This window comes from Solimonas sp. SE-A11, from assembly GCF_030345715.1.
Classification (GTDB): Bacteria; Pseudomonadota; Gammaproteobacteria; order Nevskiales; family Nevskiaceae; genus Solimonas_A.
Genome location: NZ_JAUASX010000022.1, coordinates 56,052 through 78,831 on the forward strand (window position 1 = coordinate 56,052; position 22,780 = coordinate 78,831).

Genomic DNA, 22,780 nt, shown 5'->3' on the forward strand with positions numbered 1-22,780 from the left:
CGCGCGCCCTCAGCGGTTCAACGATTCGTAGGCCCAGGCCAGCGGCCCGGGATAGCCCATCTGCGCCCAGCCCTCCGGCTGGCTGTAGTGGGTGATGCAGCAGAACTTGTTCAGCGCCAGGTAGCCGGCGTTGAGCAGGCCCACGCGGCTGTCACGCCAGCGCTGCAGGAAGGCCGTGACCTGCTGCGGCGTCGCCTCGCGCCAGGGTTCGGCGATGCCAGTGGTGAGCCAGCGCGTAGGCCGCAGGTGCAGCAGGTCGAACAGCTTGAACAGCTCGTGCCGCGCCGGCGCACCGAGGCGCAGCGCGGCGTCGTCGATGCGCGCCAGCAGGCCGTCGAGTGGCGCCCCGTCCGCCAGGCTGCCGGCCAGCATCACCGGCAGCAGCGCGCGGAACAGCTCCACGTCGGCGTCGCGCAGGCAGCGCAGCCCTGCCGCGGCCGCCACTTCCCGGCGCGAGCAACCGGCCAGGCCGGCGCCCAGGCTGGAGACGGTCAGCACGGCACCGGCCGCCACGCCCAGCTTCAGGACGGAGCGCCGGCTCAGCGGCAGGGAGTTATCGGGCATGGGGGTCTGCATAATTGAACGATCGGATTATTTTAGCCAAAAAGAAACGGGGCGGCCTTTCGACGCGCCCCGTCGGGATCAGAACTGGAATTTCACGAAGGCCTGCGCGGTATCGCGGTCCTTGTTGAGGTTGTAGACGCCGCCGCCGAAGTTCCAGGTATAGCCCAGGTTGAACGAGAACGAGGACTTGTAGCGGGTCTCGACGGTGATGTTGGCCTGCTTGCGGCCTTCCACGAAATTGCCGGCCAGGCCCGGCGCGGTGCCCTTCACGTCGTGCTTCCAGACGATCTGCGGAGCCAGGCTGATACCGGGCAGCACCGATTCGTAGCGGATCAGGCTGATGATCACGTAGCCATAGGACAACTTGTCGGGGAAGCCACGGCGGTCCTGCTGGTGCGGGTTGAAGCGCAGGCCGTCGGGGCCCATCACGCAGGCGGGGTTGCTGGAGCAGGCCTGGGCCGAGCCGTCGGCACCCGAGCCGTCGGCACCGGCGCTGGCGTGCAGGTAGGTGCCGGGGGCCTCGAGCTGCAGCACGTCCAGGCTGGGCAGGTCCGGCACCCAGGTGGCGCCGGTCTCGAACAGCATCAGCACCTGGTCGGCGCCGATAGGGTTGTCGGTGGCGCCGGCCACGTAGGTACCGCCCAGGTTGAACTGGTAGGTGTCGAACTCTTCCCAGCCACGGATGTAGCCCGGGTTGCTGCGGTTGAGCGGCGCGTTGCGGTCGCTGCCCGGGTTGGTGCCGATGATGGTGCCGCGGTACGGAATCAGGAACGACGGGAACGAGCGGCCCGAGCCGGTCATGTGGCCCACCAGCAGGTCATAGGTGTCGCAGTTGCCGGCGACGCGGCAGTTCGGGTTGGCGTCGCTGCCCGGGTAGAGGCCAATGGTGCCGTCCGGGAAGGTGCCGACGCCGCCGAGCTGGTTGATGTTGACGCCGGCGTTCTGCAGTTGGCCCAGCAGCAGGTTGAGGGATTGCGCCAGCTGGCTGCCCACCGGAATCTGGCCCAGCAGGTCGGTGACCTCGCCCAGGAACCCGCCGGTGCCGGCACAGACCTCCGTGGTGCCACAGTTGGACAGCGTCGGGCCGAAGGCCGAGAACACGACGTCTTCCAGGTCTACCTGCAGCGGTTCGTTCGGGCGGTAGGCCACTTCGCCCTGGATCGAGAATTCGCCCAGGGTCGTGTTGAAGCTGATGCCATACATCTTCAGGTTTTCCGGGTACTCCAGCTGGATGCGCAGCGAATCGAAGTTGACCGCGCTGCCGATGTTGCGTCGGCCGTCGTCACCGTTCTGGATGCTGTCCGGGCCGCCGTAGCCCGGCAAGGGTGAGGCCAGCAGCGGGATGCCGGAGCAGGACAGCAGGAATTCCACGGTGTTGGTGGTCTTCTTGCTGCAAGCCTCGGTCACCGAATAGGCGCTGACGATCGGCAGGCGGGAGTGGTAGTTGGCGAAGTACAGGCCGATCTCGGTGCCGGCGTTGAGCCACTCGGCGAAGTACTTGAACGAGGCGCCGTACTGGCCACCGTCGTCGGGATTCTTGTCGCGCAGGCGGTAGCCGGTGGTGGAGGTGTTGGTCAGGCCCGACAGCGGGTTGTCGAGCAGGCGCGCCAGCTGGTTGGGGTCGTCCGAGGCCTGGCCGAAGCTGATGTTGAAGTAGTCGACGGCGTTGTAGCTGCCCAGATCGACGAAGGAATAGAACGAGCCTGGCGCCGGAATCTCCACCGGCACCCATTCGTACTGGTAGAAGGCCTCGAGCGTGGAGTTCTCGAACAGTTCCATCGACACGTAGGCCATGCCCACCGGCTGGAACACTTCCTCCACCTGGAAGCCGGTGCGGTAGAAGTTGTTGGCGTTGATCGGGTTGATGGTGTTGAGGGAACTGAACACCAGCAGGGTGGACTCACCCCAGTTGAGGTTCTGGCGGCCCAGCTTGAAGGTCAGCTGCTTGTCGTCCCACAGCGGCAACTGGCCGTAGATGTAGGCGTCCAGCAGTTGCAGGTCGGTGCCGATCTGGCGCAGCGTCTCGCCGTCGCTGCGCTTCTGGTGCACCTGTCCACCGGGTCCGTAGAGGATGTAGCAGGGCCCGATGCCGCCCATGGACTGCCGGCCCGGCGGGCAGGGCCTGGAATCATTGCGCGGCAGCAGCAGCGGATCAGTGCCGGCGCCCACGGCGTTGCCCACCTGCAGGTAGTTGTCGCGGGTGATGGCGTTGGGCTTGTTCTCGGTGAAATCGTTGTTGACGAAATCGTAGAAGTACAGGCCCTTCACGAACACGCCGAAGTCACCCAGCGATAGCGTGAAGTCCTGGGTGATCTTCAGCGGCGCCTGCACCAGGTCGCCCTTGTCGTAGTTGAGGTTGCCGTCGTCGTTGTTGATCGAGTACTGGCCAGGGAACTGTGCCAGCCGCTCGGCAGCGAAGGTCTGGTCCTTGAACAGGCCCTGGCAGGACTGGTACAGGGTCCGGCCGGTGTTGGGGTCACGGCCGCAGAGGCCGGGATTCATGCTGGACTTGCCGACCAGGTCCGGGCTGCGGTCCTCGGTGCGCCAGGAGGCGCCAGCCGTGATCGTGGTGTTGAGCACGCCCTCGATGAGTTCCCCATCCTCGCCCCAGGGCAGGGAAAAGCTGAGGGCATTGGCGGCACCGGACCAGGCCAGTACCGCAAAGGCAGCAAACGCCGTCAGGCTGCGTTCGCCACGGCGCGCAATCGTCATTCCCATTGTTCTCCCCCGTCGCTTGGGTGTGGCCGGCATGGGGCCGGCCTTGGCTAAAGCGTTCGCGGTGGCCGGCCTTCAAGGCCCGTCACCCCACGATTGATGTTTGTGCCCCGAATCTATCGGGAATCGTGCTGCGGAATCAACCTGAGGTCCACCGCGCAAGCGGCCGAGAGCCTTGGGCTTCGGCCGTTTCAGACGGCGTGGCAGGCCCGCCGCACGCCGTCCCGCTGCTCGATCACCGGCGGACGCCGGGCGCAGGGCTCGAAGGCCTGCGGGCAACGCGGCTGGAAGGGGCAGCCGGCCGGCAGTCGCAGCAGGTCGGGCGGGGAGCCCGGGATGGCCGCCAGCGGCACGTCCAGCGGGGAATCCAGCGCCGGGCGCGAGTCCAGCAGGCCGCGGGTGTAGGGGTGCCCGGGTCTCGACAGCAGGCGCGCCGTGGGGCCGCTCTCCATCAACTGCCCGGCATACATCACCAGCGTGCGCTCGCAAAGCTCGCCGACGATCCCGAGGTCGTGGGTGATCAGCATCACCGCCACGCCGAATTCGCGGCGCAATTCACCCAGCAGTTCCAGGATCTGGGCCTGCACGGTCACGTCGAGCGCGGTGGTTGGCTCGTCGGCGATCAGCAGGCGTGGCCGGCACAGCAGGGTCATGGCGATCATCACGCGCTGGCGCATGCCGCCGGAGAGTTCGTGCGGATACTGCGAGAGCCGTTGCGTGGGATCAGGGATGCGCACCGCCTCCAGCATGCGCGCCGATTCCGCCAGGCCCGCCACCTGGTTCATGCCGCGGTGCTGCACCAGCACCTCGGCCATCTGCGTGCCGACGGAGAGGTAGGGGTTGAGGCTGGTCATGGGGTCCTGGAACACCATGCCGATCTGCGCACCGCGGATGCGGTTCATCTGCGCCGGCTTCAGGCCCAGCAGGTCCTGGCCGTCAAAGCGGATGCGGCCACGGACGCTGGCATTGGGTGCCAGCAGGCCCATGATCGCCATGGCGGTCTGCGACTTGCCGGAGCCGGATTCTCCGACCACGCCGAGCGCCTCCCCCGCCCCGATCTCCAGCGACAGGCTGTTGACCGCACGCAACTCACCCTCCTGCGTGCGGAAGCTGATTTCGAGATTTTCGACTTCGAGCAGCGGCATCGGTAGGCCCTTACCTGTCCTTCGGATCCAGCGCGTCGCGCAGTCCATCACCCAGGAAGTTGAAGCACAGCAAGGTCACCGCCAGGAAGCTGGCCGGGAACAGCAGCGGCCAGATCGTGGCCTCCATCTCGCGCGCGCCGTCGTTCACCAGCGCGCCCCAACTGGTCATCGGCTCCTGCACGCCAAGGCCGAGGAAGCTCAGGAAGGATTCCACCAGGATCACCTGGGGAATCGTCAGCGTGGCGTAGACCACCACCACACCCATCAGGTTGGGCACGATGTGGCGGCGGATGATCTGCCCCGGTGGCGTGCCGGAGACGATGGCCGCGTCGATGAACTCGCGGCGGCGCAGCGACAGGGTCTGGCCGCGCACGATGCGCGCCATGTCCAGCCAGTTGACCGCGCCGATCGCCACGAAGATCAGCAACAGGTGGCGCCCGAACAGCACCATCAGCAGGATCACGAAGAACATGAACGGCAGCGCATAGAGCACATCCACGATACGCATCATCACTTGGTCCAGCCGCCCGCCGTAGTAGCCAGCGATGGCGCCATAGGCCACGCCGATCAGCAGCGACACCAGAGTGGAGACGATGCCCACCATCAGCGAGATGCGCCCGCCGACCAGGGTGCGGGAGAACAGGTCGCGACCGACGCTGTCGGTGCCGAAGACGTGGCCGTCGTGCAGCGTCGGCGCGGCACCCCACTCACCGTCGAAGTCGATCTCGTCGTAGGCATGCGGACTGAACAGCGGCCCGACCAGGATCGCCAGGAGCAGCACGGCCAGCACGCCGCCGGCCACCAGTGCGGCACGGTTGTGGCGCAGGCGCCGCCAGGCGTCCTGCCAGAGGCTGCGGCCAGCCACGGGTTGGGGGAGCTGGCTCATGGCGCCGCGAACAGCGTGGAGGGGGTGATGGCAATGCTAAGGGCTGACTCAATGTCAGCCTGAAGCAGGCCATCGCCTGCGAAGCATGGGGATCCTGGCGTCGTGAGTCGGCGCAGGAATGAGCGCCCCCTGCGCGTGCCAATAGTGAGTAGGGTTGAGCTCATTCCACCCTCACCCGCGGATCGAGCGCGCCATAGAGCAGGTCGACCAGGAAGTTGAACAGCACGATCAGCAGGCCGTAGAAGATCACCACGCCCAGCACCAGGGTGTAGTCGCGGTTGATCGCGGCCTGCACGAAGTAGCGGCCGAGCCCGGGGATGCCGAAGATCTGCTCGATCACCACCGAGCCGGTGATGACGCCCGCGGCCGTGGGGCCCAGGAAGGACAGGATCGGCATCATCGCCGGCTTGAGGGCGTGGCGCAGGATCACGCGACGCTCCGGCAGGCCCTTGGCGCGGGCGGTGCGGATGAAGTTGGAGCGCAGCACCTCGATCATGGAGCCGCGCATCAGGCGCGCGATGTAGGCGATCTGCGGCAGCGCCAGCGCCAGAACCGGCATCAGCATGTCCAGGTAGCGCCCCTGCTCCCAACCGCCGGCCGGCAGCCAGTGCAGGGTCACTGCGAACAGCAGGATCATCAGCGGGGCGATGACGTAGCTCGGCAGCGAGATGCCGGCCATCGACAGCGTCATGACCGACCAGTCGCCGAGGCGGTTCTGCCGCATGGCCGCCCAGATGCCCGCGGCGCCGCCGACCAGCAGTGCCAGCACCATGCTCGACAGGCCGATGGCCAGCGACACCGGGAAGCCCTGGGCGATCAGCTCGCTGACGGAGAAGCCGGCGTACTGGAACGAAGGCCCGAGGTCGCCCTGCAGCAGGCCGCCCATGTAGCGCAGGTATTGCTGCCACAGCGGCTCGTCGAGGTGATAGGCCGAATTGATCGCTGCCTCGATCTCCGGCAGCAGCGACCGCTCCTTGTCGAAGGGGCCGCCCGGCGCCAGGCGCATCATGAAGAAGGCCAGCGTGATCAGCACCAGCAAGGTGGGGATCGAGGCCAGCAGGCGACGCATGGCGAATCGCAGCATCTCAGTGGCCCTCGATCCGCATGTCCTTGGAGTAGTGGTAGTCCAGGATGTTGTCCTGCCACTGCTTGACCCAGGGTTTCACCAGGTTCTTGGAGACGTAGAAGGTCAGCGGGATGTACGGCAGCTCCGACAGCAGGATCCGCTCGGCCTCCTCCAGCATCGCGCGGCGGCGGCCCGCGTCGGTCTCGGCCGAGGCCTGTGCCAGCAGCGCGTCGTAGCGCGGGTTGCCCCAGCCGGTATCGTTCTGGCCGTGGGTGCTGTGCATGATGTCCAGGAAGGTGGTGGCATCGTTGTAGTCGCCGATCCAGGCCGAGCGGAACACCTGGGTCTTCTTCTTGAGCTTGCGGGTGTTGAGGAAGACCTTCCATTCCTCGTTGGCCAGCGTGCTCTTAACGCCGAGCCACTGCTTCCACATCGCCGCCACGACCACGGCCATGCGCTTGTTGTTCTCGCTGGTGTTGTAGCGGATTTCCACTTCGGCCGGGTTGTCCTCGGAGTAGCCGGCCTCGGCATAGAGCTTGCGTGCCAGCGCCAGGCGCTGCGCCTGGGGCCACTTCGCCCATTCCGGCGTCTGCGGCGTGACACCCTCGGTACCTGGCGGAATCCAGCCGTAGGCCGGGATCGACAGGGTGTAGAGCACCTTGTCCACGATCACGTCGCGGTCTATGGCCAGGCTCAGGGCCTGGCGCAGCTTGATGTTGTCCCTGAACGGCGGCCGGGTGACGTTGTAGCCGAAGTAGGAGATGCCGAGGTACGGCGCCATCTTCAGCTCGCCCTTCAGGTTCTGGCGGATCCAGGGGGTCAGCACCGCCGGATAGCCCGTTGCCCAGTCCAGGTCGCCGGCGCGGTAGGCCTTCAGCTCCGAGTTCACATCCTCGGTGGAGTAGAACACCACCGTGTCGATCGAGGTCCTGGCGTTGTTCCAGTAGTAACGGTTGCGCTTGATCCGTACGTGCGACTGCACCACCCACTGGTCCAGCAGGTAGGCGCCGTTGCAGACCATGTTGCCGGGCCGCGCGAACTGATCGCCGAACTTCTTCAGGCTGGGACGGTGGATCGGGAAAGTGGTGGTGTGCGACAGCATGCCCAGCAGGTAGGGCGTGGGCCCGCGCAGGCGCAGCAGCAGGGTGTGGTCGTCCACCGCCTCCACCCCGAGGGCGTCCGGCGGCTTCTTGCCGGTGACCACCTCCGGTCCGTTGATCAGCGGCTCCAGCATCTGCGCATAGGAAGAGCCGGTCTTCGGATCCGCAGCGCGGCGCAGGCCGGCGACGAAGTCCTCCGCCACCACCGGGTCGCCATTGGACCAGCGCGCGGTCGGACGCAGGAAGAAGATGTACTCCAGGCCGTCCGGGCTGATCTCCCAGCGCTCCGCCGCGCCGGGCACGGTCTGTCCGGTGGGGGACACGGTGGTCAGGCCCTCGCAGAGATCGCGCACGATGCGCGAGCCGTCCACGGTCTCGGTCTTGTGCGGATCCAGGGTCTGCGGCTCCGCACCGTTGCCGATGCGCAGCACGTTGCCTGCCGGCCCCGCCGCCTGCAACGGCCCGGCCAGCAGCAGGGCCAGGCAGGCCAGGCCGCGACTCAAGCACTTGCGAGGGGAGATCGGAGACATAGTGTACTTATGTTCTATTTTCTACTTTTATTCGCTAAATAATCACATCACACCGGGCTGGCGGCCTTGGGCCTGCGCGAGGCCAGGGTCACCAGCACCACGCCGGCCAGGATCACGCCCGTGCCCAGCCACTGCGTTGGCGACAGGCGCTCGCCCACCAGGGCCCAGCCCAGCACCACCGCGACCGCAGGGTTGACGTAAGCATAGGTGCCGAGCACCGCCGGCGTCACCTGCTGCACCAGCCAGAAGTAGGCGCCGTAGGCGACACAGGACCCGAACAGCATCAAATACAGCAGCATCCATGCCGCCGACGGCGTCATGTGCCAGCGCGGCAGCTCGCCGGAGGCCAGGCCGATGCCGGCCATCAGGCTACCGGCGATCAGCATCTGCATGGCGGCGCCCGCCCATGCGCTGCAGTCCGGCGGGTGGCGCCGCAGGTAGACCGACCCCACGCCCCAGGCCATGGAGGCCCCCAGTAGCGCTGCGTAGCCCAGCGGCGGCGCGGCACGCAGCTGCAGGCTGCCGCCCACCAGCACCGCCACGCCGAGAAAGCCCACGGCGAGCCCGACGATGGCACTGCGTCCGATCGGCTCGCCCCGGGCCCCAAAGGTGCCGAACCAGGAGATCCACAGCGCGCTGGTGGCCACGATCAGGGCCGCCTGGTTGGACTCCACCCACTGCTCGGCCCAGGTCACCAGGCCATTGCCCAGCACCAACATGGTCACGGCCGCCAGGCCGATGCTGCGATAGTCCTGCCAACGGGTCGGCAGCTTCTGGCCACGGATCCAGGCCCACAGCAGCATCAGCAGGCCAGCCCCCAGGAAACGGCTCCCGGCGAACAGGAAGGGCGGCAGGTCGCGCACGCCAACCCGGATCGCCAGATAGGTGGAGCCCCAGACGAGATAGACCGTGGCCAGGGCCAGGGCGACGGCGGAATTGCGGGACATGGTCACGAGAATAACCTCCAACGACCTGACGGCGCCCCGGAACGACAAAGGGCGCCCCAGGGCGCCCTTTATGAAGTCATGAACTGACTTGGACAGCTTTAGGCGGCAGGAGCCTCGGCCGGGGCAGCTTCACCGCGCGGACGGTCGACAAGCTCGACATAGGCCATCGGGGCGTCGTCACCGGCGCGGAAGCCGCAACGGAGAATTCGCAGATAGCCACCCGGGCGCTTGGCGTAGCGCGGGCCGATCTCGTTGAACAGCTTGGTGACTGCATCGCGATCACGCAGGCGTGAGAACACCACGCGACGGTTGGCCAGGGTATCGGCCTTGGCGCGGGTGATCAGCGGCTCGGCCACGCGGCGCAGTTCCTTCGCCTTGGGGACCGTGGTCTTGATCAGTTCATTCTTGATCAGCGCAACCGTGATGGCCTGCATCGTGGCCTTGCGGTGGCTGGGGCTACGGCCGAACGCGCGGCCAGACATTCCGTGACGCATGGTACTTATCCTTTAAATGCTTCTTCAGGCGGGCGTCTTGGGCGACGACCAGTTGTCGAGCTTCATTCCCAGCTCGAGGTCGTGCGCCTTCAGCGCTTCCTTGATCTCGTTCAGCGACTTCTTGCCCAGATTCGGCGTCTTCATCAGCTCCATCTCGGTGCGCTGCACCAGATCGCCGATGTAGTAGACGTTCTCGGCCTTCAGGCAGTTGGCCGAACGCACGGTGAGTTCCAGATCGTCGATCGGGCGGAACAGGATCGGCGACAGGTCCTTCTTGCCCGGGGCGGCGGCAGCCTGGGCGGCCTCGGCTTCCAGGTCGACGAACACGGCCAGCTGGTCACGCAGGATGCGAGCCGACAGGCGCACGGCCTCGGCGGCATCGATGCCACCGTTGGTGTCCACGTCCAGGATCAGCTTGTCGAGGTCGGTGCGCTGGGCAACACGGGCGCGCTCCACGGCATAGCTGACGCGACGCACCGGGCTGTAGCTGGCATCCAGCTTCAGAACGCCGATGCCGCGGGTTTCCTCATCGCGCACCACGCTGGCCGCCGGCACGTAGCCGCGACCGCGGGTGACCTTGAGGGTCATGTTCAGCTTGCCCCCGGTCAGGTGCGCGAGCACCAGTTCCGGGTTGACGATCTCGACGTCGTGGTCCAGCTGGATGTCGCCGGCGGTGATGGCGCCCTTGCCCGACTTCTCGAGGCGCAGGGTGGCTTCTTCACGGGCGTGCATGCGGATCGCGATGTTCTTGATGTTCAGCAGGATGTCGATGACGTCCTCCTGGACGCCCTCGACCGCGCTGTACTCGTGAACGACGCCGTCGATCTGCACTTCCGTGATGGCGGCACCGGGGATGGACGACAGCAGGATGCGGCGCAGGGCATTGCCCAGCGTGTGGCCGAAGCCGCGCTCCATCGGTTCGAGGGTGACGCGCGCACGATGGGCGGAAACGGCTTCCACCTCGATCAGGCGCGGCTTCAGCAGGTCGGCAATCACATTCTGCATGCGGGATACTTCCTCGGCTTATGCGGCCGGTGAATTACTTGGAGTACAACTCGACGACGAGCTGCTCGTTGATGTCCGGCACGATCTGGTCGCGCGTCGGCACAGCCTTGAAGGTGCCCTTCAGGCCCTTCTCGTCGACGTCGATCCAGTCCGGCATGCCGGCCTGAGAGGCGATCGACAGCGACTCGGCCACGCGGCCCTGGCTGCGCGACTTCTCGCGGATCTCGACCACGTCGCCCACCTGAACCTGGTAGGACGGGATGTTGACCGACTTGCCGTTGACCAGCACAGCCTTGTGGCTGACCAGCTGGCGCGACTCGGAACGCGTGCGGCCGAAGCCCATGCGATACACGACGTTGTCCAGGCGGCACTCCAGCATCTGCAGGAGCATCAGGCCGGTGGAGCCCTTCTTGGAGGACGCCTTGAGGTAGTAGTTGCGGAACTGCTTCTCGAGCACGCCGTACATCTGCTTCAGCTTCTGCTTTTCACGCAGCTGCAGAGCGTAGTCGGACAGGCGCGGCTTGACAGCGCCGTGCTGACCCGGGCGGGTTTCGATCTTGCACTTGCTGTCCAGCGAGCGGGCACGCGACTTCAGCAGCAGGTCGGTGCCGGCGCGGCGGGAAAGCTTGCACTTGGGGCCAATATAACGAGCCATGAGGTAATCTCCGGGAGCGGCTTACACGCGGCGGCGCTTGGGCGCGCGGCAACCGTTGTGCGGAATCGGGGTCACGTCGGTGATGTTGACGATCTTGAAGCCAGCGGCGTTCAGTGCACGCACGGCGGACTCGCGACCGGGGCCGGGGCCCTTCACCAGCACTTCGACGTTCTTCACGCCGTGTTCGGCGGCAGCCTGCGCAGCCTTGTCGGCGGCGACCTGGGCGGCGAACGGGGTGGACTTGCGCGAGCCCTTGAAGCCGGCGGCGCCCGCCGTGCTCCAGGAAATCGCATTGCCCTGACGATCGGTGATCAGGATGATCGTGTTATTGAACGAGGCGTGGATGTGAGCCACGGCATCGGTCACGTTCTTCTTGACCTTCTTGCGCTTGGCGGCGGCAGCGTTGTTCTGGGTAGCCATATCAGGTTCCGGGCGCTATCAGGTGGTCTTCTTCATCGCAACCGTGCCGCGGCGCGGACCCTTGCGGGTACGGGCGTTGGTGCGGGTGCGCTGGCCACGGACCGGCAGGCCACGGCGGTGACGCGTGCCGCGGTAGCAACCCAGGTCGATCAGGCGCTTGATGCTCATCGACACTTCGCGGCGCAGGTCGCCTTCCACGATGTACTTGCCCACCTCGGCGCGCAGCTTGTCCAGCTCGCCCTCGGTCAGCGTGCGAATCTGCACAGTGGGATCAATACCCGCAGCCACGCAGATCTTCTGCGAGCGGGTCTTGCCGATGCCGTAGATCGCCCTGAGGGCGATGACGGTGTGCTTCCTATCCGGGATGTTGACACCCGCGATACGTGCCATACGCGAAACTCCTAGTACAACTTTATGCCGATAGCGCGAAAAAGGGCGCGATTTTACTGATATTTATCCGAAAAAATCAACCTTGGCGCTGCTTGTGCCGGGGGTCCGAGCACAGGATGCGGACGACGCCGTTACGGCGTACGACCTTGCAGTTGCGGCAGATTTTCTTGACCGAAGCGCGGACTTTCATGATTTGACTCTCAAAATTTGCCGGATCAGCGTGCCGACGACGGACCCAGGGACTTCAGATTGGCCTTTTTCATCAGGCCTTCGTACTGGTGGGACATCAGGTGCGCCTGCAGCTGCGCCATGAAGTCCATCACCACAACCACGGTGATCAGCAGCGAGGTGCCGCCGAAGTAGAACGGGATGCCGGGAACGAAGCCACGCAGGATCTCGGGGAACAGGCAGACCGCCAGGATGTACGCGGCGCCGGCGACCGTCAGGCGGGTCAGCACGGTGTCGATGTACTTGGCCGTCATCACACCCGGACGCACGCCGGGAATGAAGGCGCCGGACTTCTTCAGATTCTCGGCCGTTTCGCGGGAATCGAACACCAGCGCGGTATAGAAGAAGCAGAAGAAGATGATCAGCAGGCCGTAGAGCAGTGTATACAGCGGCTGGCCCGGCGACAGCGCATTGGCCACCTGCTGCAGGAAGCCGCCCTGGGCATCGTCGCCGAAGAACTGCACCAGCGAGGCCGGGAACAGGATCAGGGAGGAGGCGAAGATCGGCGGGATCACGCCCGACATGTTCAGCTTCAGCGGCAAATGCTGGGTCTGGGCAGCAAACACCTTGCGACCCTGCTGGCGGCGAGCATGGTGCACCGGGATGCGGCGCTGGGCGCGCTCCACGTAGACCACGAACCAGGTCACCACGACCACGGCCACCAGGACCAGCAGGACGATGAAGCCGCTGATGGAGCCCTCGCTGACCAGCTGGGCGGTAGACGCCATGGCCCGCGGGAAGCCCGCGACGATGCCGGCGAAGATCAGCATCGAGATGCCGTTGCCGATGCCGCGCTCGGTAATCTGCTCGCCGAGCCACATCAGGAACATCGTGCCGGTCACCAGGGATACCGTCGCCGTGAACAGGAAACCGAAGCCGGCGTTGATCGCCACGCCCGACTTCTGCAGCGCGATGGCGGCACCGACCGACTGGAACAGCGCCAGGACCAGAGTGCCGTAGCGGGTGTACTTGGTGATCGTGCGACGGCCGGCCTCGCCTTCCTTCTTCAGCTCCTTGAGCTGGGGAACGACGGCGGCCATCAGCTGCACGATGATAGATGCCGAGATATACGGCATCACACCCAGGGCAAAGATCGACAGGCGCTCGAGCGAACCGCCTGAGAACATGTTGAACATGTCCAAGATGGTGCCCTTGGACTGATTGAACAGCGCCGTCAGCTGGGCGGGATCAATGCCCGGCACCGGGATGTAGCTACCGATGCGGAACACAATGATGGCGCCCAGCAGGAACAGCAGACGGCTGCGGACTTCCCCAATCTTGGAGAGGTCCGGGACCATCGATCCCGCCGGCATGCCTGGTGCTTTCGCCATGGTGTCTTTCTAGTCCGTTACCGGAATTACTCGCCGATGCTTCCGCCGGCCGCCGTGATCGCTTCGCGCGCACCCTTGGTGACCAGGATGCCCTTGAGCGTGACGGCGCGAGTCAACTCGCCCGACTTGATGACCTTGGCGGTCTGCGCATTGGCGTCGACCACGTTCTTGGCCTTCAGCACGGCCAGGTCGATCTCGGTCTCGTCGAGCTTGTTCAGCTCGGACAGGCGCACTTCAGCGGTCAGGCCAGCCAGCGGGGAGTTGAAGCCGCGCTTGGGCAGGCGACGCTGGATCGGCATCTGGCCGCCCTCGAAGCCCAGCTTGTTGTAGCCACCCGAACGGGCGTGCTGGCCCTTGTGGCCGCGACCGGCGGTCTTGCCCAGGCCAGAACCAATGCCACGAGCAACACGCTTCTTGGCGGTCTTGGCGCCCTTGGTCGGCTTGATGGAGTTGAGTTTCATGGCTTAGTTGACCTCTTCCACGCGGAACATGTGGGAAGACTTGTTGATCATGCCCAGGTTTTCCGGAGTAGCGTCGACCACGACCGAGCGGTGCAGCTTGCGCAGGCCCAGGCCGTTGGCGTTGTTCTTGTGCATCGCCAACTTCTTGGCGAGGCTGACGATCAGCGTGACTTTGAGCTTCTTGGCCATGGCGTATTAACCCAGGATCTCTTCGACCGTCTTGCCACGCTTGGCGGCAATGTCGGACGGAACGTTCATCTTCTGCAGCGCGTCCATCGTGGCGCGCACCAGGTTGATCGGATTGCGCGAACCCAGGGCCTTGGCCAGGATGTTCTGCACGCCGGCAACCTCGAACACGGCGCGCATGGCGCCGCCAGCGATCACGCCGGTACCGTCGGAGGCCGGGCGCAGGAACACCTTGGCGGCGCCGTGCTGGCCACGGATCTCATGCTGCACGGTCAGGCCGCGCAGCGAGACGGTGATCATGTTCTTGCGGGCCTGGTCCATCGCCTTGGCGATGGCAGCCGGCACTTCGCGGGCCTTGCCGTAGCCGAAGCCGACGCGGCCATTGCCGTCGCCGACCACAGTCAGCGCGGTGAAGGCGAACTGCTTGCCGCCCTTGACCGTCTTGGAGACGCGGTTGACTGCAACCAGCTTCTCCTTGAAATCGCTGCCCGACTGGGAATCGTCGTAGTTCATGTGCTGTGCCATGTCTTAGAACTCCAGGCCGGCTTCGCGCGCGGCATCGGCCAGCGCCTTGACGCGGCCGTGATACTTGAAACCGGAACGGTCGAAGGCGACCTTGCTGATGCCCTTGGCCTTGGCGCGCTCGGCGATCGTGGCGCCAACCTTCTTGGCGGCCTCGACGTTGCCGGTGCCCTCCAAAGCGGAGGCCAGCTCCTTCTCGACGGTGGAAGCGGACACCACGGTCTCGGCCACACCGGCAGCGATGATCTGCGCGTAGATGTGCCGCGGCGTGCGGTGGATGGTCAGGCGGGGCACGCCCAGCTCGCGGATGTGGGAGCGGGTGCGACGTGCGCGGCGCAGGCGGATTTGGTTCTTGTCTTTCATGACGATCTCTGTTCAGCCAGGCCTTACTTCTTCTTGGCTTCCTTGAGGACGACCTTTTCGGTCGAGTACCGCACACCCTTGCCCTTGTAAGGCTCAGGCGGACGGAAGCCGCGGATGTCGGCGGCCACCTGGCCAACCATCTTCTTGTCGGCGCCCTTGATGATGATTTCCGTCTGGGTCGGCGTTTCCACCGTGATGCCCTCGGGAATCGGGTAGGCGACCGGGTGAGAGAAGCCCAGCGACAGGTTCACGACCTTGCCGGCAGAGGCGGCGCGGTAACCGACGCCGACCAGCTGCAGCTTCTTCTCGTAGCCCTTGCTGACGCCGATGACGGCGTTGTTCAGCAGGGCGCGGAAGGTGCCCGCCTGCATGTTGTCGGCCTGGATCGACTCCGACTTCACGGTGACGGTATCGCCCTGGACGTCGATCTCGACGGCCTTCGGGACATTGATGGACAGGCTGCTCTTGGCACCCTTGACGGTGAGCAGGCCGGCAGCTGCCGTGACCTGGATACCGGCCGGGAGCTTTACCGGCATTTTAGCGACGCGGGACATGTTCGTATTCCTTAGGCGACGATGCAGATCACCTCGCCACCCTGACCGGCGGCGCGGGCCTTGCGGTCGCTGACGACGCCGCTGGGGGTGGAGATGATGGCGACACCGAGACCGCCGAGAACCTTCGGCAGCTCGTCCTTGGCCTTGTAGACGCGCAGGGCCGGCTTGGAGATGCGCTCGATGCGCTCGATCACCGGCTTGCCCTGGAAGTACTTCAGGGCGACGGTGATGGTCTTCTTGCTGCCTTCGGCGGTGACCTGGTAGTCGGCGATGTAGCCTTCGTCCTTGAGGACGGCGGCGATCGCTTCCTTGACCTTGGACGACGGCGAGGAAATCTGCTTTTTGTGCGCCGCCTGGCCGTTACGGATGCGGGTCAGGAAGTCGGCGATGGGATCGGTCATGCTCATGGGTTCAACCTCTTACCAGCTGGCCAGCTTCAGGCCCGGCACTTCGCCGCGCATCGCCGCTTCACGCAGCTTGTGACGCGTCAGGCCGAACTTGCGGTACACGCCACGGGTGCGGCCCGTGAGCTTGCAGCGGTTGCGCTGACGGGTCTTGGAGGAATCGCGCGGCAGCTTCTGCAGGGCGATCACGGCAGCATCCTTGTCCTCGGGAGAGGCATTGACGCTGGAGATCAACTCCTTGAGCTTCGCACGCTTCTTGCCGTGCTGCGCGTTCAGCTTGGCGCGCTTGATTTCGCGCTCGATCATGCTGGTCTTGGCCATGACGTTCTCTTACTTGCGGAACGGGAAGTTGAACGCGTCGAGCAGTGCCTTGCCCTGCTCATCGTTCTTCGCCGTCGTGGTGATGGTGATGTTCATGCCGCGGGTCGCGTCGATCTTGTCGAACTCGATTTCCGGGAAGATGCCCTGTTCGGTGATGCCGAAGTTGAAATTGCCTCGGCCATCGAAGCCACGTGCCGAGATGCCGCGGAAGTCGCGGATACGCGGCAGGGCGACGGTGATCAGGCGCTCCAGGAATTCGTACATCTTCTCGCTGCGCAGGGTGACCGTGACGCCCACCGGCATGTTCTCGCGGATCTTGAAACCGGCGATGGCGATGCGCGAGCGGGTCACCACCGGCTTCTGGCCGGCGATGGCGGTCATTTCGGCGACCGCGGTCTCGATGATCTTGCGATCGCTGGCGGCTTCACCAACGCCCATGTTCAGGACGATCTTGGAGATGCGCGGAACTTCCATCGCACCGAGGCCAAGCTTCTGGGCGATCTCGGGAGCGAGCTTCTCGCGGTACTGGGTTTGCAGAGTGGCAGTCATGGTTGCGGCCTATTAATCCACCAGTTCCTGGTTGGACTTGAAAACACGGACCTTGCGGTCGCCTTCCGTCTTGTAGCCGACGCGGTCACCCTTGCCGGCCTTGGCGTTCCACAGCATCACGTTGGACGCCTCGATCGGCATGGCCTTCTCGACGATGCCGCCCGCCACGCCAGCCTGCGGGTTGCCGCGCTGGTGCTTCTTGGCAACGTTGATGCCTTCGACGACGAGCTTGCCCTCGGCGACGAGCACCTGCTCGACCTTGCCGCGGCGACCCTTGTCCTTGCCGGTGATGACGACGACTTCGTCGCCCTTGCGAATCTTGCTCATTTCATCAGCCCCTTACAGCACTTCCGGCGCCAGCGACACGATCTTCATGAACCGGTCGCGCAGTTCGCGCGTCACCGGCCCGAAGATGCGGGTGCCCAGCGGCTCGTTCTTGTTGTTCAGCAGAACGGCAGCGTTGGTGTCGAAACGGATCACCGAACCGTCGGCGCGCTTGATCGGGAAGCGGGTGCGGACGACGACGGCGTCGTGCACTTCGCCCTTCTTGACCTTGCCGCGGGGGATCGCGTCCTTGACCGTGACCTTGATCAGGTCGCCCACGCCGGCGTAGCGGCGGTAGGTCGAACCCTTGACCTGGATCACCTGCACCGTGCGCGCACCGGAGTTGTCGGCGGCGACGAGGAAAGATTCCTGCTGGATCATGGCTTAGGCTCCGGCGGTCTGCAGCACTTCGACCAGGCGGAAGCGCTTGGTCGCGGACAGCGGGCGCGTCTCGACGATGGCGACCAGGTCGCCTTCCTTGCAGACGTTCTGCTCGTCGTGGGCGCGCAGCTTGGTGGAGCGGCGCAGGGTCTTGCCGTACAGCGGGTGGCGCTCGATGCGCTCCACCAGCACGGTGATGGTCTTGTCGCCCTTGTTGCTGACGACGCGGCCGACCACGCGGTGGCCCTTGTTCTCGGTCTGGGTCTGGTCGGTCATGACTTACTTCACCTGCTGACGCATCAGCGTCTTGACCTGGGCGACCTTCTTGCGAGCGATCGTGATCAGGTGGGACTGGTTCTGCTGGCCGATGGCCTTCTGCATGCGCAGGTTGAACTGCTCCTTGCGCAGGGCCAACAGCTCCTCTTTGAGCTCGTTCGCGCCCTTGGCGCGGAGAGACTTCAGATATTCCTGGGCTTTCATTACATGATCGTCCGGTTGACGAAGACAGTCTTGACGCAGAGCTTGGTGCCGGCGAGGCGGAAGGCCTCGCGGGCGGTCGCTTCGTCGACGCCTTCCATTTCGTACAGCATCTTGCCGGGCTGCACCTTGGCAACCCAGTACTCGACGTTGCCCTTACCGGAGCCCATTCGGACTTCCAGCGGCTTCTTGGTCACCGGCGCATCCGGGAAGATCCGGATCCACACCTTGCCGCCACGCTTGACGTAGCGGGAGATGACGCGGCGGGCCGCTTCGATCTGGCGGGCGGTGATCATGCCGTGCTCGGTCGTCTTCAGGCCGAACTCGCCGAAGCTGACCTTGTTGCCGTTGAGCGCGAGGCCGCGGTTGCGACCCTTCTGCTGCTTGCGGTACTTGGTGCGTTTTGGCTGCATCATGGCAGTCTTCTCCTAATCCTTAGGCAGCAGCCGCTTCCGCGGCTTCTTCCTTCTTGTCGGCGCGGGCGTCAAACACCTCGCCAGTGAACACCCACACCTTGACACCGATGATGCCGTAGGTGGTCCGGGCTTCCGCGGTCGAATAGTCGATGTTCGCGCGGAGCGTGTGCAGCGGCACCCGGCCCTCGCGGTACCACTCGACGCGGGCAATCTCGGCGCCGTTCAGACGGCCGCTGACCTGGATCTTGATGCCGCCGGCGCCGATGCGCATGGCGTTCTGCACGGCGCGCTTCATGGCGCGGCGGAACATGATGCGGCGCTCAAGCTGCTGGGCCACCGATTCGGCGATCAGCTTCGCGTCGAGTTCCGGCTTGCGGATTTCCTCGACCGAGATATGCACGGCATCAGCCTTCAGGCCCATGATGCCGGCAACTTCCTGCTTCAGCTTCTCGATGTCCTCGCCCTTCTTGCCGATGACGATGCCAGGGCGGGCGGTGTGGATCGTGACGCGGGCAGACTTCGCCGGGCGGTCGATCTGGATCTTCGATACGGAGGCCTGGGCCAGCTTCTTCTTGAGGAAGTCGCGGACCTGGATGTCCTTCAGCAGGTTCTCGCCGTAGGTCTTGCGCTCGGCGTACCAGTTCGACACCCACTTGGTGGTGATGCCAAGGCGGAAACCGTTGGGATTAACTTTGTGACCCATGAGTGCTCTCTTACTCGTCCGTCACGCGGATGGTGATGTGGCTCGTCGGCTTGACGATACGATCGGCACGGCCCTTGGCGCGGGGCATGATGCGCTTGAGCACCGGACCCTCGTCGATGAAGATGGCCTGCAGCTTCAGCTCGTCCACGTCGGCGCCATGGTTGTTCTCGGCGTTGGCGATGGCGGACTCGAGCACCTTGCGGATCAGACGCGACGACTTGCGCGTGTTGAACTTGAGGATGTTCAGAGCCTCATCGACCTTCTTGCCGCGCACCAGGTCGGCGACGGCACGGGCCTTCTGCGGCGAGAGGCGGACGAATTTCAGTACGGCTTGCGTTTGCATGATCGTGCTTCCTTAGCCGCCAGCTTTCTTGTCGCCATGACCCTTGAACGTCCGGGTCGGGGCAAATTCGCCCAACTTGTGGCCGATCATGTTGTCGGTGACGAACACCGGCATATGCTGCTTGCCGTTGTGGACCTGGATGGTCAGGCCGATCATGTCCGGCGAGATCATCGAACGACGCGACCAGGTCTTGATCGGCTTCTTGACGCGCTCACCCTGCACCTTCGCGACCTTCGCGAGCAGGTGGTGATCGATGAACGGGCCTTTCTTAAGAGAACGTGCCATGACGGATCCTGGTTACTTCTTCTTGTGACGGCTACGCACGATGAACTTCTGCGTGCGCTTGTTATTGCGGGTCTTGAGGCCTTTGGTCTGCTGACCCCAGGGCGTGACCGGGTGCGGGTTACCCTGGCCGGACTTGCCTTCGCCACCACCGTGCGGGTGGTCGACCGGGTTCATCACGACGCCGCGGACGGTCGGGCGGATGCCCTTCCAGCGCTTGGCACCGGCCTTGCCGTACTGGCGCAGGTTGTGCTCGTTGTTGCCGACTTCACCGACGGTGGCGCGGCACTCGGACGGCACCTTGCGCATTTCGCCGGAACGCAGGCGGATCGTGGCGTACTCGCCGTCGCGGGACACCAGCTGCACGGAGGCGCCGGCGGAGCGGGCGATCTGCGCACCCTTGCCCGGGCGCATCTCGACGCAGCACACGGTGGAGCCGGCCGGGATGTTGCGCAGCGGCAGGGCGTTGCCCGGCTTGATCGCGGCATCGCTGCCGGACTGGACGGTGTCGCCGGCCGCCAGGCCGCGAGGAGCAATGATGTAGGCGCGCTCGCCATCGGCGTAGCACAGCAGGGCGATGTGCGCGCTGCGGTTCGGATCGTATTCAACGCGCTCGACCTTGGCGGGGATGCCGTCCTTGGTGCGCTTGAAGTCGATCACGCGATACGCCTGCTTGTGACCGCCGCCCTTGTGGCGGGTGGTCATGTGGCCGTTGTTGTTGCGGCCGCCGGTCGAGCTCTTCTTTTCGATCAACGGAGCATACGGCTCGCCCTTCCACAAGCCCGGCGTGACCACCTTGACCTGGTGGCGACGGCCCGCGGAGGTGGGCTTCATCTGAATGGTTGGCATGTCTCTGCGTCCCGTTAGGCGGCGGCGTTGCTGCCGACGAAGTCAATCTGCTGACCTTCGGCGAGCGTGACGTAGGCTTTTTTCCAGTCCGAACGGCGACCGGTGAACTGACCGAAGCGCTTGTTCTTGCCCTTGATGACCAGCGTCTGCACGCCCGTCACCTTGACATTGAACAGCTTCTCGACCGCTTCGCGGATTTCCGACTTCTCGGCATCGCGGAGGACCTTGAAGACGGCCTGGTTGCGCTTTTCGGCGACGCGGGTCGCCTTTTCGGAGATCACCGGCGCGAGGATGATCTGATGCATGCGCTCGACGTTCATTGCAGCCAAGCCTCCAGCTTCTTCACGGCGTCAGCCGTCAGCAGCACCTTCTGGTGGCGCAGCAGCGAGACGGGGTTGAGGGCTTCGACGTCGCAGACCGCCACGGTGTGCAGGTTGCGCGAGGAAAGGAACAGGTTCTTGTCCAGCTCGCCGGTGACGATCAGGATGTCCTGGGTGCCCAGCTGCTCGAGCTGAGCAACCAGACCCTTGGTCTTGATCGCGTCGACGGTGAAGGACTCGGCGACCACCAGGTGACCCTGGCGGGCCAGCTCGGCGATGATCGAGCGCAGGGCGCCGCGATACATCTTGCGGTTGACCTTCTGCGAGTGATCACGCGGCACCGCCGCGAAGGTCTTGCCGCCGCCACGCCACAGGGGCGAGCGGATCGAGCCGGCACGGGCGCGGCCCGAACCCTTCTGCTTCCAGGGCTTCTTGCCGCCGCCAGAGACTTCGCCCTTGGCAAGCTGAGCCTTGGTGCCCGCGCGGCCGGCCGCCATGTAGGCGGTCACGACCTGGTGGATCAGGCCTTCGTTGTACTCGGCGCCGAAGACGGCGTCGGAAACGGAGATTTTGTTGGCGCTATTATGCAGTTGAATATCCATAGCCGTTTTTCCCCAGTGGGCCTTATGCCTTCACCGTGGGGCGCACGATGACATCGCCATTCGCAGCGCCCGGCACAGCCCCCTTGACCAGCAGGAGGTTGCGTTCCAAATCGATCTTCACCAGATCGAGGTTGAGAGCCGTCACACGTTCATTGCCCATGTGACCGGCCATCTTCTTGCCTTTGAACACACGGCCCGGACTCTGACGCTGGCCGATAGAACCCGGCGAGCGGTGGGAGAGCGAGTTACCGTGCGTCGCGCGACCACCGCCGAAGCCGTGGCGCTTGATGACACCGGCAAAACCCTTGCCGATGCTGGTGCCCGTGACATCAACGGCCTTGACGCCGTCGAACACGTTCACGCTGATTTCCGAACCCATCTGGAAGTCGGCACCTTCGCCGTCGTCCAGACGAATTTCCCAGAGACCACGACCCGGAGCCACGCCGGCCTTCTTATAGATGCCGGTCAGCGCCTTGGTCACGCGGCTGGCCTTCTGCTCACCCACGGCAACCTGCACGGCGCGATAGCCGTCGGTTTCCAGGGTCTTGACCTGAGTCACGCGATTGGGCGTGCACTCGATCACCGTCACCGGGATGGACGTACCATCCGGGGTGAACACGCGGGTCATGCCCGCCTTGCGTCCTACAATTGCAATCGTCATGTCCGTATCTCCTTAGTTCAGCGAGATCTGGACTTCGACGCCCGCAGGCAGGTCGAGCTTCGACAGCGCGTCCACGGTCTTCTCCGTGGGGTCGATGATCTGCATGAGCCGCTTGTGGGTGCGGATCTCGTACTGGTCACGCGCGCTCTTGTCGACGTGCGGGGAGGCGAGGACAGTGAAGCGTTCCTTGCGGGTCGGCAGCGGGATGGGCCCGCGCACGACGGCGCCGGTGCGCTTTGCCGTTTCGACGATCTCGCGCGCAGACTTGTCGATCAGGCGATGATCGAAAGCCTTGAGCCGGATGCGAATAGATTGGCTGGTCGCGGCCATGCTTGGTCTCAGGTCTTAAAGAACGTGGAACAAAAGGGGCGCGAATTATATTCGGGCCACCCGGAAAAGTAAACAGCTTTTCAAAAGGCTAGGGGCCGGGGGGCTGTTCGCCCCCAGGCCCCTGCCCGGTACTCTTAGGCCAGGATCTTGGTGACGACGCCGGCGCCGACGGTACGACCGCCCTCGCGAATGGCGAAGCGAACACCCTCTTCCATGGCGATCGGGTTGATCAGCTCAACCAGCATCTGCACGTTGT

The 22,780-nt window shown here is 64.8% G+C and carries 35 protein-coding genes and 1 pseudogene; all 36 read right to left on the bottom strand.

The genetic code is table 11. The annotated features are described in order from the left end of the window. Positions 1–9 precede the first annotated feature (9 nt). Positions 10–564 (bottom strand): hypothetical protein, encoded by a 555-nt coding sequence (locus tag QT386_RS19925; protein ID WP_289275509.1) that lies wholly within the window; start codon positions 562–564, stop codon positions 10–12. Positions 565–642: 78 nt separating this feature from the next. Then, on the bottom strand, positions 643–3,276 hold the full coding sequence (locus QT386_RS19930) for a DUF1302 domain-containing protein (RefSeq protein WP_289275510.1): 2,634 nt from the start codon (positions 3,274–3,276) through the stop codon (positions 643–645). A gap of 194 nt (positions 3,277–3,470) precedes the next feature. Further along, on the bottom strand, positions 3,471–4,424 hold the full coding sequence (locus QT386_RS19935) for an ABC transporter ATP-binding protein (RefSeq protein WP_289275511.1): 954 nt from the start codon (positions 4,422–4,424) through the stop codon (positions 3,471–3,473). Between the two features lie 10 nt (positions 4,425–4,434). Then, a complete protein-coding gene (locus QT386_RS19940; RefSeq protein WP_289275512.1) occupies positions 4,435–5,310 on the bottom strand; it encodes an ABC transporter permease subunit in 876 nt (291 codons plus the stop codon). 160 nt (positions 5,311–5,470) lie between these two features. After that, positions 5,471–6,394 carry an oligopeptide ABC transporter permease OppB gene (gene oppB, locus QT386_RS19945; protein ID WP_289275513.1) on the bottom strand — a complete coding sequence of 308 codons (924 nt, stop codon included), beginning with the start codon at positions 6,392–6,394 and terminating at the stop codon, positions 5,471–5,473. Position 6,395: 1 nt separating this feature from the next. Then, positions 6,396–8,006, bottom strand: coding sequence for a peptide ABC transporter substrate-binding protein (locus tag QT386_RS19950; protein WP_289275514.1), 1,611 nt, complete (start codon positions 8,004–8,006; stop codon positions 6,396–6,398). Between the two features lie 47 nt (positions 8,007–8,053). Beyond that, positions 8,054–8,953: an EamA family transporter gene (locus QT386_RS19955; RefSeq protein ID WP_289275515.1), complete on the bottom strand. Its 900-nt coding sequence runs from the start codon at positions 8,951–8,953 to the stop codon at positions 8,054–8,056. Between the two features lie 98 nt (positions 8,954–9,051). Further along, positions 9,052–9,447 (bottom strand): 50S ribosomal protein L17, encoded by a 396-nt coding sequence (rplQ, locus tag QT386_RS19960; RefSeq protein ID WP_289275516.1) that lies wholly within the window; start codon positions 9,445–9,447, stop codon positions 9,052–9,054. A 24-nt stretch (positions 9,448–9,471) separates the two neighbouring features. After that, complete coding sequence (rpoA, locus tag QT386_RS19965; RefSeq protein ID WP_289275517.1) at positions 9,472–10,452, bottom strand: DNA-directed RNA polymerase subunit alpha; 981 nt, start codon at positions 10,450–10,452, stop codon at positions 9,472–9,474. 34 nt (positions 10,453–10,486) lie between these two features. Beyond that, positions 10,487–11,107, bottom strand: coding sequence for a 30S ribosomal protein S4 (rpsD, locus tag QT386_RS19970; RefSeq protein ID WP_289275518.1), 621 nt, complete (start codon positions 11,105–11,107; stop codon positions 10,487–10,489). 21 nt (positions 11,108–11,128) lie between these two features. Further along, entirely contained in the window at positions 11,129–11,527 is a 399-nt protein-coding gene (gene rpsK / locus QT386_RS19975; RefSeq protein ID WP_104229908.1) for a 30S ribosomal protein S11, read from the bottom strand. Between the two features lie 18 nt (positions 11,528–11,545). Further along, entirely contained in the window at positions 11,546–11,917 is a 372-nt protein-coding gene (gene rpsM / locus QT386_RS19980; protein WP_289275519.1) for a 30S ribosomal protein S13, read from the bottom strand. 76 nt (positions 11,918–11,993) lie between these two features. Further along, the gene (gene rpmJ / locus QT386_RS19985; protein WP_104229910.1) at positions 11,994–12,107 is read right to left on the bottom strand and encodes a 50S ribosomal protein L36; all 114 of its coding nucleotides are present in this window, start codon (positions 12,105–12,107) and stop codon (positions 11,994–11,996) included. 25 nt (positions 12,108–12,132) lie between these two features. Beyond that, positions 12,133–13,476, bottom strand: a complete 1,344-nt coding sequence (secY, locus tag QT386_RS19990) for a preprotein translocase subunit SecY (protein ID WP_289275520.1) — start codon at positions 13,474–13,476, stop codon at positions 12,133–12,135. Positions 13,477–13,502: 26 nt separating this feature from the next. Next, positions 13,503–13,937: a 50S ribosomal protein L15 gene (rplO, locus tag QT386_RS19995; protein ID WP_289275521.1), complete on the bottom strand. Its 435-nt coding sequence runs from the start codon at positions 13,935–13,937 to the stop codon at positions 13,503–13,505. Positions 13,938–13,940: 3 nt separating this feature from the next. Next, a complete protein-coding gene (rpmD, locus tag QT386_RS20000; RefSeq protein ID WP_289275522.1) occupies positions 13,941–14,126 on the bottom strand; it encodes a 50S ribosomal protein L30 in 186 nt (61 codons plus the stop codon). Positions 14,127–14,132: 6 nt separating this feature from the next. Next, positions 14,133–14,648, bottom strand: a complete 516-nt coding sequence (gene rpsE / locus QT386_RS20005) for a 30S ribosomal protein S5 (protein WP_367401471.1) — start codon at positions 14,646–14,648, stop codon at positions 14,133–14,135. Positions 14,649–14,651: 3 nt separating this feature from the next. After that, positions 14,652–15,008, bottom strand: a complete 357-nt coding sequence (gene rplR, locus QT386_RS20010) for a 50S ribosomal protein L18 (protein ID WP_289275523.1) — start codon at positions 15,006–15,008, stop codon at positions 14,652–14,654. 23 nt (positions 15,009–15,031) lie between these two features. Beyond that, positions 15,032–15,562 carry a 50S ribosomal protein L6 gene (gene rplF, locus QT386_RS20015; RefSeq protein WP_289275524.1) on the bottom strand — a complete coding sequence of 177 codons (531 nt, stop codon included), beginning with the start codon at positions 15,560–15,562 and terminating at the stop codon, positions 15,032–15,034. A gap of 11 nt (positions 15,563–15,573) precedes the next feature. Further along, a complete protein-coding gene (gene rpsH / locus QT386_RS20020; RefSeq protein ID WP_289275525.1) occupies positions 15,574–15,969 on the bottom strand; it encodes a 30S ribosomal protein S8 in 396 nt (131 codons plus the stop codon). A gap of 12 nt (positions 15,970–15,981) precedes the next feature. Next, a complete protein-coding gene (rpsN, locus tag QT386_RS20025) occupies positions 15,982–16,287 on the bottom strand; it encodes a 30S ribosomal protein S14 (RefSeq protein ID WP_289275526.1) in 306 nt (101 codons plus the stop codon). A gap of 9 nt (positions 16,288–16,296) precedes the next feature. Next, entirely contained in the window at positions 16,297–16,836 is a 540-nt protein-coding gene (gene rplE, locus QT386_RS20030; protein WP_289275527.1) for a 50S ribosomal protein L5, read from the bottom strand. A gap of 12 nt (positions 16,837–16,848) precedes the next feature. Beyond that, a complete protein-coding gene (gene rplX, locus QT386_RS20035; protein WP_104229919.1) occupies positions 16,849–17,163 on the bottom strand; it encodes a 50S ribosomal protein L24 in 315 nt (104 codons plus the stop codon). 12 nt (positions 17,164–17,175) lie between these two features. After that, a complete protein-coding gene (gene rplN / locus QT386_RS20040; protein WP_104229920.1) occupies positions 17,176–17,541 on the bottom strand; it encodes a 50S ribosomal protein L14 in 366 nt (121 codons plus the stop codon). A 3-nt stretch (positions 17,542–17,544) separates the two neighbouring features. After that, positions 17,545–17,817: a 30S ribosomal protein S17 gene (rpsQ, locus tag QT386_RS20045; RefSeq protein WP_289275528.1), complete on the bottom strand. Its 273-nt coding sequence runs from the start codon at positions 17,815–17,817 to the stop codon at positions 17,545–17,547. Positions 17,818–17,820: 3 nt separating this feature from the next. Beyond that, on the bottom strand, positions 17,821–18,021 hold the full coding sequence (gene rpmC / locus QT386_RS20050) for a 50S ribosomal protein L29 (protein WP_289275529.1): 201 nt from the start codon (positions 18,019–18,021) through the stop codon (positions 17,821–17,823). Then, positions 18,021–18,434 carry a 50S ribosomal protein L16 gene (gene rplP, locus QT386_RS20055; protein ID WP_104229923.1) on the bottom strand — a complete coding sequence of 138 codons (414 nt, stop codon included), beginning with the start codon at positions 18,432–18,434 and terminating at the stop codon, positions 18,021–18,023. Before rplP ends, rpmC begins: the two co-directional genes overlap by 1 nt. Before the next feature lie 19 nt (positions 18,435–18,453). Then, positions 18,454–19,137: a 30S ribosomal protein S3 gene (gene rpsC, locus QT386_RS20060; RefSeq protein WP_289275530.1), complete on the bottom strand. Its 684-nt coding sequence runs from the start codon at positions 19,135–19,137 to the stop codon at positions 18,454–18,456. 10 nt (positions 19,138–19,147) lie between these two features. Then, the gene (rplV, locus tag QT386_RS20065) at positions 19,148–19,480 is read right to left on the bottom strand and encodes a 50S ribosomal protein L22 (RefSeq protein WP_117293481.1); all 333 of its coding nucleotides are present in this window, start codon (positions 19,478–19,480) and stop codon (positions 19,148–19,150) included. Between the two features lie 12 nt (positions 19,481–19,492). Then, positions 19,493–19,765, bottom strand: a complete 273-nt coding sequence (gene rpsS, locus QT386_RS20070) for a 30S ribosomal protein S19 (protein WP_289275531.1) — start codon at positions 19,763–19,765, stop codon at positions 19,493–19,495. A gap of 12 nt (positions 19,766–19,777) precedes the next feature. Continuing rightward, on the bottom strand, positions 19,778–20,611 hold the full coding sequence (gene rplB / locus QT386_RS20075; RefSeq protein ID WP_289275532.1) for a 50S ribosomal protein L2: 834 nt from the start codon (positions 20,609–20,611) through the stop codon (positions 19,778–19,780). A gap of 14 nt (positions 20,612–20,625) precedes the next feature. Then, on the bottom strand, positions 20,626–20,931 hold the full coding sequence (gene rplW, locus QT386_RS20080) for a 50S ribosomal protein L23 (RefSeq protein ID WP_289275533.1): 306 nt from the start codon (positions 20,929–20,931) through the stop codon (positions 20,626–20,628). Beyond that, positions 20,928–21,533 (bottom strand): 50S ribosomal protein L4, encoded by a 606-nt coding sequence (rplD, locus tag QT386_RS20085; protein WP_289275534.1) that lies wholly within the window; start codon positions 21,531–21,533, stop codon positions 20,928–20,930. The genes rplW and rplD overlap by 4 nt, the downstream gene beginning before the upstream one ends. Positions 21,534–21,555: 22 nt before the next feature. Next, the gene (gene rplC / locus QT386_RS20090) at positions 21,556–22,194 is read right to left on the bottom strand and encodes a 50S ribosomal protein L3 (RefSeq protein WP_289275535.1); all 639 of its coding nucleotides are present in this window, start codon (positions 22,192–22,194) and stop codon (positions 21,556–21,558) included. A gap of 12 nt (positions 22,195–22,206) precedes the next feature. Continuing rightward, complete coding sequence (rpsJ, locus tag QT386_RS20095) at positions 22,207–22,524, bottom strand: 30S ribosomal protein S10 (protein ID WP_104229931.1); 318 nt, start codon at positions 22,522–22,524, stop codon at positions 22,207–22,209. A 134-nt stretch (positions 22,525–22,658) separates the two neighbouring features. Next, positions 22,659–22,780, bottom strand: a pseudogene (gene tuf, locus QT386_RS20100) (elongation factor Tu); the annotation flags it as partial.

What these genes read in the sequence shown, in the direction of transcription:
- QT386_RS19935 (WP_289275511.1), bottom strand. Translation starts at nt 4,424, where the DNA reads ATGCCGCTGCTCGAAGTCGAAAATCTCGAAATCAGCTTCCGCACGCAG.
- rplR (WP_289275523.1), bottom strand. Translation starts at nt 15,008, where the DNA reads ATGAAAGACAAGAACCAAATCCGCCTGCGCCGCGCACGTCGCACCCGC.
- secY (WP_289275520.1), bottom strand. Translation starts at nt 13,476, where the DNA reads ATGGCGAAAGCACCAGGCATGCCGGCGGGATCGATGGTCCCGGACCTC.
- QT386_RS19930 (WP_289275510.1), bottom strand. Translation starts at nt 3,276, where the DNA reads ATGACGATTGCGCGCCGTGGCGAACGCAGCCTGACGGCGTTTGCTGCC.
- rplO (WP_289275521.1), bottom strand. Translation starts at nt 13,937, where the DNA reads ATGAAACTCAACTCCATCAAGCCGACCAAGGGCGCCAAGACCGCCAAG.
- rplF (WP_289275524.1), bottom strand. Translation starts at nt 15,562, where the DNA reads ATGTCCCGCGTCGCTAAAATGCCGGTAAAGCTCCCGGCCGGTATCCAG.
- rpsJ (WP_104229931.1), bottom strand. Translation starts at nt 22,524, where the DNA reads ATGGCCGCGACCAGCCAATCTATTCGCATCCGGCTCAAGGCTTTCGAT.
- rplE (WP_289275527.1), bottom strand. Translation starts at nt 16,836, where the DNA reads ATGACTGCCACTCTGCAAACCCAGTACCGCGAGAAGCTCGCTCCCGAG.
- rpsN (WP_289275526.1), bottom strand. Translation starts at nt 16,287, where the DNA reads ATGGCCAAGACCAGCATGATCGAGCGCGAAATCAAGCGCGCCAAGCTG.
- QT386_RS19955 (WP_289275515.1), bottom strand. Translation starts at nt 8,953, where the DNA reads ATGTCCCGCAATTCCGCCGTCGCCCTGGCCCTGGCCACGGTCTATCTC.
- rpmD (WP_289275522.1), bottom strand. Translation starts at nt 14,126, where the DNA reads ATGGCCAAGAAGCTCAAAGTCACGCTGATCGTCAGCCTCGCCAAGAAG.
- rpsM (WP_289275519.1), bottom strand. Translation starts at nt 11,917, where the DNA reads ATGGCACGTATCGCGGGTGTCAACATCCCGGATAGGAAGCACACCGTC.
- rpoA (WP_289275517.1), bottom strand. Translation starts at nt 10,452, where the DNA reads ATGCAGAATGTGATTGCCGACCTGCTGAAGCCGCGCCTGATCGAGGTG.
- rplN (WP_104229920.1), bottom strand. Translation starts at nt 17,541, where the DNA reads ATGATCCAGCAGGAATCTTTCCTCGTCGCCGCCGACAACTCCGGTGCG.
- rplB (WP_289275532.1), bottom strand. Translation starts at nt 20,611, where the DNA reads ATGCCAACCATTCAGATGAAGCCCACCTCCGCGGGCCGTCGCCACCAG.
- rplV (WP_117293481.1), bottom strand. Translation starts at nt 19,480, where the DNA reads ATGCAAACGCAAGCCGTACTGAAATTCGTCCGCCTCTCGCCGCAGAAG.
- rpsD (WP_289275518.1), bottom strand. Translation starts at nt 11,107, where the DNA reads ATGGCTCGTTATATTGGCCCCAAGTGCAAGCTTTCCCGCCGCGCCGGC.
- rplD (WP_289275534.1), bottom strand. Translation starts at nt 21,533, where the DNA reads ATGGATATTCAACTGCATAATAGCGCCAACAAAATCTCCGTTTCCGAC.
- rplQ (WP_289275516.1), bottom strand. Translation starts at nt 9,447, where the DNA reads ATGCGTCACGGAATGTCTGGCCGCGCGTTCGGCCGTAGCCCCAGCCAC.
- rpmJ (WP_104229910.1), bottom strand. Translation starts at nt 12,107, where the DNA reads ATGAAAGTCCGCGCTTCGGTCAAGAAAATCTGCCGCAACTGCAAGGTC.
- QT386_RS19925 (WP_289275509.1), bottom strand. Translation starts at nt 564, where the DNA reads ATGCCCGATAACTCCCTGCCGCTGAGCCGGCGCTCCGTCCTGAAGCTG.
- rplP (WP_104229923.1), bottom strand. Translation starts at nt 18,434, where the DNA reads ATGATGCAGCCAAAACGCACCAAGTACCGCAAGCAGCAGAAGGGTCGC.
- oppB (WP_289275513.1), bottom strand. Translation starts at nt 6,394, where the DNA reads ATGCTGCGATTCGCCATGCGTCGCCTGCTGGCCTCGATCCCCACCTTG.
- rpmC (WP_289275529.1), bottom strand. Translation starts at nt 18,021, where the DNA reads ATGAAAGCCCAGGAATATCTGAAGTCTCTCCGCGCCAAGGGCGCGAAC.
- QT386_RS19950 (WP_289275514.1), bottom strand. Translation starts at nt 8,006, where the DNA reads ATGTCTCCGATCTCCCCTCGCAAGTGCTTGAGTCGCGGCCTGGCCTGC.
- rplW (WP_289275533.1), bottom strand. Translation starts at nt 20,931, where the DNA reads ATGAACGTCGAGCGCATGCATCAGATCATCCTCGCGCCGGTGATCTCC.
- QT386_RS19940 (WP_289275512.1), bottom strand. Translation starts at nt 5,310, where the DNA reads ATGAGCCAGCTCCCCCAACCCGTGGCTGGCCGCAGCCTCTGGCAGGAC.
- rpsC (WP_289275530.1), bottom strand. Translation starts at nt 19,137, where the DNA reads ATGGGTCACAAAGTTAATCCCAACGGTTTCCGCCTTGGCATCACCACC.
- rplX (WP_104229919.1), bottom strand. Translation starts at nt 17,163, where the DNA reads ATGAGCAAGATTCGCAAGGGCGACGAAGTCGTCGTCATCACCGGCAAG.
- rplC (WP_289275535.1), bottom strand. Translation starts at nt 22,194, where the DNA reads ATGACGATTGCAATTGTAGGACGCAAGGCGGGCATGACCCGCGTGTTC.
- rpsH (WP_289275525.1), bottom strand. Translation starts at nt 15,969, where the DNA reads ATGAGCATGACCGATCCCATCGCCGACTTCCTGACCCGCATCCGTAAC.
- rpsS (WP_289275531.1), bottom strand. Translation starts at nt 19,765, where the DNA reads ATGGCACGTTCTCTTAAGAAAGGCCCGTTCATCGATCACCACCTGCTC.
- rpsK (WP_104229908.1), bottom strand. Translation starts at nt 11,527, where the DNA reads ATGGCTACCCAGAACAACGCTGCCGCCGCCAAGCGCAAGAAGGTCAAG.
- rpsQ (WP_289275528.1), bottom strand. Translation starts at nt 17,817, where the DNA reads ATGACCGACCAGACCCAGACCGAGAACAAGGGCCACCGCGTGGTCGGC.
- rpsE (WP_367401471.1), bottom strand. Translation starts at nt 14,648, where the DNA reads ATGGCACAGCACATGAACTACGACGATTCCCAGTCGGGCAGCGATTTC.